Source organism: Amycolatopsis keratiniphila subsp. keratiniphila, from assembly GCF_001620365.2.
GTDB lineage: Bacteria > Actinomycetota > Actinomycetes > Mycobacteriales > Pseudonocardiaceae > Amycolatopsis > Amycolatopsis keratiniphila.
This window is the reverse complement of the sequence record NZ_LQMT02000010.1, coordinates 12,698-21,833: the sequence shown is the minus strand read 5'-3', so window position 1 is coordinate 21,833 and position 9,136 is coordinate 12,698. Positions and strand designations below refer to the sequence as shown.

The 9,136-nt window shown below is 69.0% G+C and carries 10 protein-coding genes and 1 pseudogene; 5 read left to right on the top strand and 6 right to left on the bottom strand.

Translation table 11 applies throughout. From position 1 onward, the window contains the following. Window positions 1-225 (top strand): annotated as a pseudogene (locus AVR91_RS43710) (MarR family transcriptional regulator); the annotation flags it as partial. Here AVR91_RS43710 and AVR91_RS08355 read toward each other — a convergent pair. From AVR91_RS08355 to AVR91_RS08345, 3 genes are read right to left on the bottom strand one after another with little or no spacing between them, the layout of a single operon-like run. Next, complete coding sequence (locus AVR91_RS08355; protein ID WP_063271876.1) at window positions 222-641, bottom strand: cupin domain-containing protein; 420 nt, start codon at window positions 639-641, stop codon at window positions 222-224. The pseudogene AVR91_RS43710 and the gene AVR91_RS08355 overlap by 4 nt on opposite strands. A gap of 41 nt (window positions 642-682) precedes the next feature. Beyond that, window positions 683-2,179, bottom strand: coding sequence for an AMP-binding protein (locus AVR91_RS08350; protein ID WP_063271859.1), 1,497 nt, complete (start codon window positions 2,177-2,179; stop codon window positions 683-685). Then, a complete protein-coding gene (locus AVR91_RS08345; RefSeq protein ID WP_063271860.1) occupies window positions 2,176-2,784 on the bottom strand; it encodes a TetR/AcrR family transcriptional regulator in 609 nt (202 codons plus the stop codon). Before AVR91_RS08345 ends, AVR91_RS08350 begins: the two co-directional genes overlap by 4 nt. A gap of 63 nt (window positions 2,785-2,847) precedes the next feature. On the opposite strand from AVR91_RS08345, the gene AVR91_RS08340 reads away from it, so the two are divergent. Then, window positions 2,848-3,339: a hypothetical protein gene (locus tag AVR91_RS08340; protein WP_063271861.1), complete on the top strand. Its 492-nt coding sequence runs from the start codon at window positions 2,848-2,850 to the stop codon at window positions 3,337-3,339. On the opposite strand, the gene AVR91_RS08335 is transcribed toward AVR91_RS08340, so the two are convergent. Then, on the bottom strand, window positions 3,336-4,514 hold the full coding sequence (locus tag AVR91_RS08335) for an aminotransferase class V-fold PLP-dependent enzyme (RefSeq protein WP_063271862.1): 1,179 nt from the start codon (window positions 4,512-4,514) through the stop codon (window positions 3,336-3,338). The genes AVR91_RS08340 and AVR91_RS08335 overlap by 4 nt on opposite strands. A gap of 46 nt (window positions 4,515-4,560) precedes the next feature. Here AVR91_RS08335 and AVR91_RS08330 point away from each other — a divergent pair, with 46 nt between their 5' ends. The 3 genes from AVR91_RS08330 to AVR91_RS08320 are packed head-to-tail and all read left to right on the top strand — an operon-like array spanning window position 4,561 to window position 6,408. Beyond that, the gene (locus AVR91_RS08330; RefSeq protein ID WP_063271863.1) at window positions 4,561-5,190 is read left to right on the top strand and encodes a GntR family transcriptional regulator; all 630 of its coding nucleotides are present in this window, start codon (window positions 4,561-4,563) and stop codon (window positions 5,188-5,190) included. A 4-nt stretch (window positions 5,191-5,194) separates the two neighbouring features. After that, the gene (locus AVR91_RS08325; protein ID WP_063271864.1) at window positions 5,195-5,953 is read left to right on the top strand and encodes a metallophosphoesterase; all 759 of its coding nucleotides are present in this window, start codon (window positions 5,195-5,197) and stop codon (window positions 5,951-5,953) included. Further along, window positions 5,950-6,408: a hypothetical protein gene (locus AVR91_RS08320; RefSeq protein ID WP_063271865.1), complete on the top strand. Its 459-nt coding sequence runs from the start codon at window positions 5,950-5,952 to the stop codon at window positions 6,406-6,408. The genes AVR91_RS08325 and AVR91_RS08320 overlap by 4 nt, the downstream gene beginning before the upstream one ends. Window positions 6,409-6,419: 11 nt before the next feature. Here AVR91_RS08320 and AVR91_RS08315 read toward each other — a convergent pair whose 3' ends face one another. Beyond that, complete coding sequence (locus AVR91_RS08315; protein WP_063271866.1) at window positions 6,420-8,042, bottom strand: CocE/NonD family hydrolase; 1,623 nt, start codon at window positions 8,040-8,042, stop codon at window positions 6,420-6,422. 146 nt (window positions 8,043-8,188) lie between these two features. Then, on the bottom strand, window positions 8,189-9,136 hold a 948-nt coding region (locus AVR91_RS08310; protein WP_228709157.1), incomplete at its 5' end, for an aspartate ammonia-lyase.

Sequence of the window (9,136 nt, the reverse complement as noted above, 5' to 3'; positions counted from 1 at the left end):
GTCGTGCGCGTCGACGACCCGGCCGACGCGCGGCGCAAGGTCGTCCGGCTCACCGGTCGTGGGTTCGATTCACTCGGCCGGTCGGCGGCGATCTTCGAGGAGCTGCGCGAGGAATGGGCCGGCACCTTGGGCATCGACAGGGTCCGCGCGCTCGAAGCCGACCTCCGAACGATGGCGCCGTCGGACGGCTTCCGCCTCGACGTCGCCGGCTGGTTCGGTGCCTAGAACGGACAACCCGGATTCGGCGCGTCCTGCGACAGCGGGCTTCCGTGCGGCAGCACGTAAAGCACCTCCAGCACCACCGGTGTCGTCCCGAGGTTCCGTCCGATGTGGACGGTGTCGCTCGGCTCGGTGAAGACGGCGCCCTTCCGGTACAGGCCGTCGAGCCCGCAGTCGGCCGAGTTGTGCGTCAGCGTGCCTGCCTTGACGTACGCGTACAGCTTTCCGTCGTGGTAGTGCCAGCCGGTGTAGCCGCCCGGCTGGATGACGACCTCGCGCAGCACGTAGTCGGTGTTCCCGACCGTCTTCTGCGCGAAGATCGTCCCGGTCACCCCGGAGCCGGGAGTCGCCTCGGCCGTCGCGGGGACGGCGAGCGCGAGAACGAGGGTGGCGAGCAGCGTGGTCACGGACCGCGGGCGCATGAGCGAACGGTACCGCGATCGGTACTGCCCGAAAGGGTCGTTCATTCCGCCCGAAGCGTCCGCCGCAGCATCTTGCCGCTCTCCGTCCGCGGCAGCCGCTCCCGGAAGTCGAACCGGCGCGGCGTCTTGAATCCGGCGAGCTCGGCCCGGCAGTGCTCTTCGAGAAGTTCCGCCAGCGCGGGATCCCCGGTGACACCCTCGACCGGCTGCACGACGGCGACCACCCGTTGGCCCCATTCAGGATCCGGCTCCCCGATCACCGCGACGTCGGCGACGTCGGGATGGCTCAGCAGCCGCGCCTCGATCTCGGCCGGATAGATGTTCACGCCACCGGAGAGGATGAGATCCGTCCGCCGGTCGCACAGGAACACGCGTCCGTCGGCGTCGAGATAGCCGACGTCCCCGACGGTGACGAACTCCCCGGAGCGTGCGGCGGCCGTCTTGCCCGGATCGCCGTGATAGTCGAATTTCGTGTGCGCGGAACTGAAGTAGAGCATCCCGGTCTCGCCCGCGGGGAGTTCCCGGCCGTCGTCGTCGAGAACCTGGACCCGTACGCCGTCCAACGGCTTGCCGACGGTGCCCGGTTCGGCGAGCCATTCGCGCGCGTGCACCGCCGTGATCAAGCCCTCGGACGCGCCGTAGTACTCGTGCACCACCGGACCGAGCCAGGCGAGCATGCGCTCCTTGACCTCCCGGGGGCACGGGGCGGCGCCGTGGATCACCGACGTCAGGCTCGACAGGTCGTGGCGCGTACGCACGTCCTCGGGCAGCCGCAGCATGCGGTGGAACATCGTCGGCACGAGATGAGTGCTCGTCACGCGGTGCTTTTCGGTGAGCCGCAGCGTTTCCGCGGCGTCGAACCGGTCCATCAGCACGAGCGTGTGCCCGAGATGCAGGGCCGCGGTCGAGAACATCCCGGGCGCCGCGTGGTAGAGCGGGCAGGCGACGAGGTGCACGCCGTGCCCCGGCCGGACGTCCAGGCGTTCGAGGGTGTGCGCGTGGATCGGGTGCAGGGCGGGCGGCTGCCCGGAAAGGGCGCGCCGGACACCTTTGGGGCGCCCCGTGGTCCCGGAGGTGTAAAGCATCGTCTGGCCGGCGGTCCGCCGCTCCGGCGTGGTCGTGGGCTGGTCCGTTCCCCAGGCCTCGTACCCGGCCCAGCCAGGCGTCTCGCCGCGCGAAAACCGGTGCAGGTCACCCAGTTCCGCGGTGCACGTGGCCGCGATGTCCGCGTCCGCGACGGCGACCTCGGCGCCGCTGTCGGCCGCGATGTAGGCGATCTCCGCAGGCGACGACCGGTGGTTGACCGGGGTGAAGTACATCCCCGCCTGCAGGGTCGCCAGCAGGAGCTCGTAGTAGGTGAGTCCATTGTGGATGATCGCGACGACGCCGTCGCCTTCGCCGAGACCGAGCGCCCGCAAGGCGTGCGTCAGCTGGTTCGCCCGCGCCGAAAGTTCGCCGAAGGTGGTCGCGCGGCCGTCGACGTCGATCACCGCGACGCGGCCGGGATCCTGGGCGGCGATCTCGTAGAAGGTGCTCATCCCGGGCTCCTCAGGGATTCCAGATGCCGCCGGAGCACCGTGCGCATCAGCTCCGGCGAGGTCCGGCCCGCCGACAACGCGAGCCCGTCCAGCAACGCGGCGAGCCGTTCGGTCTCGACGGTCACATCGAGGTCGCCGCGCAGGCCGCCCGCTTCGTCCGCGCCCTCGAGCACCCGGCGGACGAGGAAGCGGACCCCCTCGTGCATGCGGGTGGCCTCCTCGGCGAGGTCGGGCCGGTTCTTCGCGGCGGCCGAGAACGCCAGCCAGACGTCGGCTTCGGCCCGGGTCTGCTCGGTGAGCGGAAGCAGTTCGCCGAGGAACGCCTCGGTGACTTCCTGCCGCCGCGAGCGGGGTGTCGCGGGGTCGAGCAGAACGGGGATGTGTCCCGCCAATCGTGCCTCCAGGCGGTCGCCGAGCGCGCGCATGGCGAACACGATCAGCTCGTCATGGCCGCTGAAGTAGTGCCGCACCGAACCGATCGCGAGACCGGCCTCCTCGGCCACGCTCCTGAGTGACGCCTGCGCGAGGCCGTCCCGCTGGATCACCCGGAAGACGGCTTCGGCTATCTCCAGGCGGCGGGCTTCCGGATCGACGATCTTGGGCACGTTGTCTTTATAGCACGGCCTTGCTATTTTATTTGGCACAGTCATGCTACAAAGGGGGAGTTCATGCGGACCTGGTTGCTGATCGCGCTGGTGGTCGCCGTGGTGATCGTGCTCATCGTGCGCAGGCTGCGCGGCGAGCCGCTCGTGGCCCGGGAGGTGTTCGGGGCGCCGGTGATCCTGCTCGGGATCGGCGTCTACGGCCTGGTCAAGCTGGAGACCTTCACCTTCGCCGACGGTCTCTGGCTCGCGCTGGGGTCCGCGGTCGGGTGCGGTCTCGGTGCGGTGCGCGCCACCACCACGAAACTGTTCGAGCGCGACGGCGTGCTGTGGCTGCGCTACACCGGCTGGACGTTCGGCGTCTGGGTGCTGTCGCTGTTGGTGAACTTCGGGATCGGTTTCCTGGCCACCACGGCGGGGGCGCATCCCGACGCGCGGCCGGTGACGCTTTCGATCGGCGTCAGCCTGCTGGGGGAGGCGTTGGTGATCGGCAAACGCGCGAAGACGACGGGGCTGCCGTACGCCCCGCCGTCCGATTCGCTGCTTTCGCGCCGTTAAGCCATTTTTCCGACTTCGCCGACGAGGAGGGCGATGTCGTCTTCGGTGTTGAAGTAGTGCACCGAAGACCGGACCATCGGCGGCAATCCACGCTCGGCGAAGTCGAACTGGGCGGACGTCGCTTCGGTGACGCTCACGTTGATCTTCGCCGCGGCCAGGCGCTGCTTCACTTCCTGTGACGGCGTTTCCGCCACGCTGAACGTGACGATCCCGCACTGTCGCAAGCCCTGGTCGTGGACGCGGACGCCGGGGATCTCGCGGAGCGCGTCGCGCAGTTTCGCCGCGAGCGCGGCGACGCGGGCTTCGATGGCGGGCATACCCCATTCGAGGGCGTAGTCGATCGCCGCGCCGAGACCGTGCAGGGCGGCGTGATCGCGTTCCCAGACCTCGAACATCTTCGCCGTCGGATCGACTTCGTAGCTTTCGGGTGCCGTCCACACCGCCGAATGAAGATCGAGCATCGCGGGCTCGACGCGTTCACGCAGCCGCGGGTGCGCGTAGAGGAAGCCGGTGCCCCGCGGTCCGCGCAGGTACTTGCGGCCGGTCACGCTGAGCGCGTCGCAGTTCAGGCGGGCGACGTCGAGGTCGATCTGGCCGGCGCTCTGGCACGCGTCCAGCAGGAACGGGATCCCGGCCGCCCTGGCCACCGCGCCGATCTCCTCGGCCGGGTTCACCAGCCCGCCCTGGGTCGGCACGTGGGAGACGGCGATCAGTTTGACGTCGCCGTCGACGCGGCGCTTGAGGTCCTCGACGTCCAGCTGCCCGGACTCGTCGTTGTCGACCACCTCGACGACGGCGCCGGTGCGCTTCGCGATCTGCAGGAAGGAGATGACGTTGCTCGCGTACTCGGATTTCGCCGTCAGGATCCGGTCTCCGGCGGCGAACGGCAGCGCGTAGAAGATCGCCTGCCAGGAGCGGGTCGCGTTGTCGGTCAGTGCGATGTCGTCGGGGTCGGCGCCGACGAGGCGGGCGGCCGAGGCGTAGACGCCCCGCATCCGTTCCACGGTCGCCGCGGCCTGCTCGTATCCGCCGATCAGAGCCTCTTCGCGCAGGTAATCGACAACGGTGTCGGTCACCCGGGCGGGCGGAAGCGACGAACCGGCGTTGTTGAGGTGGACCACCTCCGCGCAGCCCGGGGTTTCGGCGCGGGCGCGGTGCACATCGAAGTCCGTCATGCCTAACTGAATACAGTACGGCCGAAGTGCATGCAATACTGCACCGATGACGAGGAACCTGCTCCGCCGCGACCTCGCGGAGGAGATCACCGCTCGCGTGCTCGACGGCCGGATCGCCGCGGACAGCCGCATCAACGAGGTGCACCTCGCCCGGGAGCTGGGCGTCAGCCGCACCCCGTTGCGCGAGGCGCTGATCGGGCTGGCCGACCGCGGCCTGCTCGTCTCGGCACCGAACCGGGGCTTCCTCGTGCCGCCGTTCGATCCGGAGGAGGCGCGGCAGCTGTACCCGCTCGTCGCGGAACTGGAATCGCTCGCGTTGCGCTGGAGTTCGCCGCAGGACCTCGCCGGGCTCACCGGCGGACTGGACCGGATCGCCGACGAGATGACCGAGGAACTCGGGCGGCAGGGCGATCTGTCCACTTTGGATGATCGGTGGCACGCGCTGCTCGTCTCGCGCTGCACGAATCCGCATCTGCTGCGGTTGCTGGAGCAGACGAAGCCGCTGCTGAAACGCTATGACGCGCGCTATTTCGGTGGCATCGAGCGGTCGAGGGAGAGTATCGATGAGCACCACCGGATCGCCGAGGCGATCCGCGCCGCGGACCTCGACGCGGCCGTCGGGCTGCTCCGGCGGAACTGGGTGAAAACGTTGGCATATCTGGAAGACATGGGGTGAAACGATGTTCGTGACGGCACATCTGAGCGACAACCATCTCGACGGCGGGGAGCGCGCCGACGAACGGACGGCGCGGGTCATGCGGTACCTGGAGAACTTGGCGACACCGGTCGACGCGATCCTCGTGACCGGTGACATCTCCGACCACGGCACCGTCGAGGAGTACCGGCGCGCGGCCGAGCTGTTCAAGACCGATACACCGCTCTTCACCTGCCCTGGCAACCACGACAAGCGCGGCCCGTTCCGTGAAGGGCTGCTCGGGCAGGCACCGGACGAATCCCCGGTCAACGTGGCGCACACCGTCGGCGACGTCACGTTCGTCATGGCCGATTCGAGCATCCCGGGCAAGCCGGACGGGCAGTTCGACGACGAGACCATGGCGTGGCTGGACGGCGTCCTCGCCGAGGGCGATGGCCCCGCCTTCATCGCCTTCCACCACCCGCCGGTCCCGCTCGGCTTGCCGCTGGTGGACGCGATGCGCCAGTACGGCGAGGACAAGCTGGCCGAAGTGCTCTCCCGCCACCCGCGCGTGGCCGCCCTGCTCTGCGGGCACGTCCACACCGCGGCGTCGACCACGTTCGCGGGCGTGCCGCTGCGGTCGGCGCCCTCGGTCGGGTCGAGCATCCTGTTCCCGTGGGAGGAGAACGGTCTCCGGCACTGGAGCGAAGGCGGCCCGATCGACTACGACCTGCCGCCGTCGCTGCTGTTCCACGTGCTGCACGACGACGGCAGGCTGACGACACACCAGCGAGTGGTGCCGTGATCCGACGGCTCGCGGTGCTGTCCGCGGCGGCGATGCTGCTGAGTGGATGTGCACTGTTCGTCCCCGAGAAGAGGCAGGCTCCCGCCCCCACGGCCGCCATGACCACCGTCGGCCCCGTCGCCGACGCGGTGCGGACCGCGCGTCCCGAGTTCCTCCAGGTCGAGGTGGGTGAGAATCGGGACGGGTTGACGACGGGTGTCGTGGTCGATGCCGAAGTCCCGTTCGGGTATGTGGTCACGGGTGAGGTGCTCGCCACCGTGCTCGTCTCGGTGTGGAAGGCCTCCGATCCGAAGCCGGCCTTCGTGAAGTTCAACCCGTGGTCGACCTATGAAGGCAGGAAGGGCGCGATCAAGGCGCAGCGTGCCGCCGAAGAGCTCGGGATCGATTGGAGCCCGAGCCTCGCCGCGGGCGTGAACGTGCCCGATTACGAGATCAAGAAGCTCGCCGGCGGCTGAGGTGCGCCGGCTTACCCCGCGAACACCGGCAGCGTGATCCGGGACGGGTGCGCGGGGTCGTGGAAGATCTCGAACCGCGCGGGTTTCCCGTCCACCGCGTGGAAAACAGGTTCGTCGGTGCCGTGGTTGCGGGCGAAGCGAGGGAACGCTCCGCCCGCGACCTGCACCCGCAGCCGGTGGCCACGGCGGAACCGGTAGGCCGTCGGGTCGAGCAGGATCTCGGCCGCGACCACACCGTCCACATCGGACTCCGGACCGCCGGGACGCAGGCGGAGGATGCCGTCGGTGACATTGCGGGAGACACCGCGACGGTCCACATCGCACAGCCGGACGAACACGTCGCCGTGCCCGAGATCGGTCCGGACGTGCACCAGTGCGGAGATCTCGCCGATGACGTCGAGGTCGTGCTCCAGCACGTCACCGGTGAAGAGCAGCACGTCGTGCCGCGCCTCGATTTCCTTGTTGTCCTGTTGTTTCTGCACGCCGGACAGCAGCGGGCCGCCGACGGTCGGCGTCGGATCGGCCGGGTCGAAGGTGAACGTGCCCGGCTTCGACTCGACGGGTTCGGCGACGGAAAGCCCGCCAGGGCGCAGGAAGTACGGGTTGGCGTCGGATTCCGGCGGCCAGCTTTCGAAGTCCAGCCAGCGTCCGGAGCCCTGGAGGTACAGGCGCACGGGTGACTGCCTGAGCGGCGCACGATCGCCGAGGAGATGCGCGGACAGGAAGCCGATCTGGTCGGTGATCAGGGTTTTCAAGCTGGCGGGCTCGCCGTGCGCCCACGGTCCGATGGTGATCCTCGGTTCGCGTCCGGCCGCGGCGAGTTCCTTGAAATCGCGCAGCTGGGCGGAGATGAACAGGTCGTACCAGCCGGTCACCATGCTCACCGGTGTCCTCAACGCGGCGACCTCCGCGCTGTGGTCCGACGGCGCCCAGAAGTCGTCGCCGGGTTCGGCGTGCCGGGAGACGTCCTGCAGGAACCGCACCTGCTTGCCGATGGCCGCGACGTCCGCGCCGGACACCGGCAGCTGCGCCATGGCCCGGCGGGTCTTCTTCGTCTGCCAGGGATTCGGCAGACCGGCGAACCGGCCTTCCTGCCGTCCGATCAGCGCCGACCAGGTCACCATGTTGTCGACCGCGAGGATCCCGCCGGGATAGAAGGTCGAGACGAATTCCGACGCGGTGACACCGAGACAAAGCGCTTCGAGCGGCTCGTCGAGGTACGGCGCGACGGCCCATTGCGTATGGCCGAGGTAGCTCGCGCCCGCCATCGCGACCTGGCCGTCACACCACGGCTGTGCACGCAGCCAGGCGACGGTGGCGAGGCCGTCCTCCTTCTCCAGGTGGAACGGCCGGAATTCGCCGCCTGAGCCGAAGGTCCCGCGAGTGCTCTGGAGGACCACCTGCAGCCCGTGCCGGGCGAACGTCTCGCCGAAGACCTTGCCCATCACGCCTTTGCGGCCGTACGGCGTGCGGATCAGCACGACCGGCCGGGGCTCGTCGCCCGGGACGGCGTAGCGATCCGCCAGCAGGCGGACGCCGTCGGGCATCGGGACGGGGATCGCCTTGGTCACCGAGGGGGCGGGGCCTTCGGCGGGTGGGAGGCCGAGGTACCGGTCGATGAGTCGGTCGAGCACGCTGGCCGCCTTTCGTGCGGAGGATCACCTTCCGCTTACGACCGTACCCGCATGTCAGGAAAGTGGCTTTCAGGACGAAAAATGTCCTGAAAGCCACTTTCATGACACTGGCGCGGGGCGGACCGCCCGGTACCGCCCCGCTGGTCTCAGGAAAGCCGGGCGAGTGTCTCCGGCTTCAGCAGTTTCGCCAGCTCCTCGGCGGGCAGAAGGCCCTTCTCGACGACGAGTTCCGCCACGCCGCGCCCGGTCTCCAGCGCCTCCTTGGCGATCTCGGTCGCGGCCGCGTACCCGATGCTCGGGTTCAACGCGGTCACCAGCCCGATGGAGTTCTCGACGTAGCCCCGCATCACGTCGGCGTTCGCCGTGATCCCGGAGACGCACCGCTCCGCCAGCACCAGGCAGGCCGACCGCAGATGCGTGATGCTCTCCGAAAGCGAGTGCAGGATCAGCGGCTCGAACGCGTTGAGCTGCAACTGCCCGGCTTCGGCCGCCATCGTGACCGCGACGTCGTTGCCGATGACCTCGAACGCGACCTGGTTGACCACCTCGGGGATCACCGGGTTGATCTTGCCGGGCATGATCGACGACCCCGCCTGCACCGGCGGCAGGTTGATCTCGTTGAGTCCCGCCCTCGGCCCGGAAGAAAGCAGCCGCAGATCGTTGCAGCTCTTCGAAAGTTTCACCGCGATCCGCTTGAGCACGCCCGAAAGGTGCACGAACGCGCCGCAGTCCTGCGTCGCCTCGATCAGGTCCGCGGCCGACACGACGGGCAGGCCGGTGATCTCGCGCAGATACGCGACGGCGGCTTCGGCGTACCCGGGCGCGGCGTTGAGCCCGGTGCCGATCGCGGTCGCGCCGAGGTTGATCTCGTGCAGCAGCGTCACCGCCTCGGTGAGCCGCAGCCGGTCTTCGCCGAGCATGACCGCGTAGGTGCCGAATTCCTGCCCCAGTGTCATCGGGACGGCGTCCTGCAACTGGGTGCGGCCCATTTTCAGCAGATCGTGGAACTCGACGGCCTTGGCCGCGAAAGCCTGCTCCAGCACGATCATCGCGTCGGCCAGTTCGCGCACGGCGATGATCGTCGCGACGTTGAC

What these genes read in the sequence shown, in the direction of transcription:
- AVR91_RS08355 (WP_063271876.1), bottom strand. Translation starts at nt 641, where the DNA reads ATGCGCCCGCGGTCCGTGACCACGCTGCTCGCCACCCTCGTTCTCGCG.
- AVR91_RS08350 (WP_063271859.1), bottom strand. Translation starts at nt 2,179, where the DNA reads ATGAGCACCTTCTACGAGATCGCCGCCCAGGATCCCGGCCGCGTCGCG.
- AVR91_RS08340 (WP_063271861.1), top strand. Translation starts at nt 2,848, where the DNA reads ATGCGGACCTGGTTGCTGATCGCGCTGGTGGTCGCCGTGGTGATCGTG.
- AVR91_RS08335 (WP_063271862.1), bottom strand. Translation starts at nt 4,514, where the DNA reads ATGACGGACTTCGATGTGCACCGCGCCCGCGCCGAAACCCCGGGCTGC.
- AVR91_RS08330 (WP_063271863.1), top strand. Translation starts at nt 4,561, where the DNA reads ATGACGAGGAACCTGCTCCGCCGCGACCTCGCGGAGGAGATCACCGCT.
- AVR91_RS08325 (WP_063271864.1), top strand. Translation starts at nt 5,195, where the DNA reads ATGTTCGTGACGGCACATCTGAGCGACAACCATCTCGACGGCGGGGAG.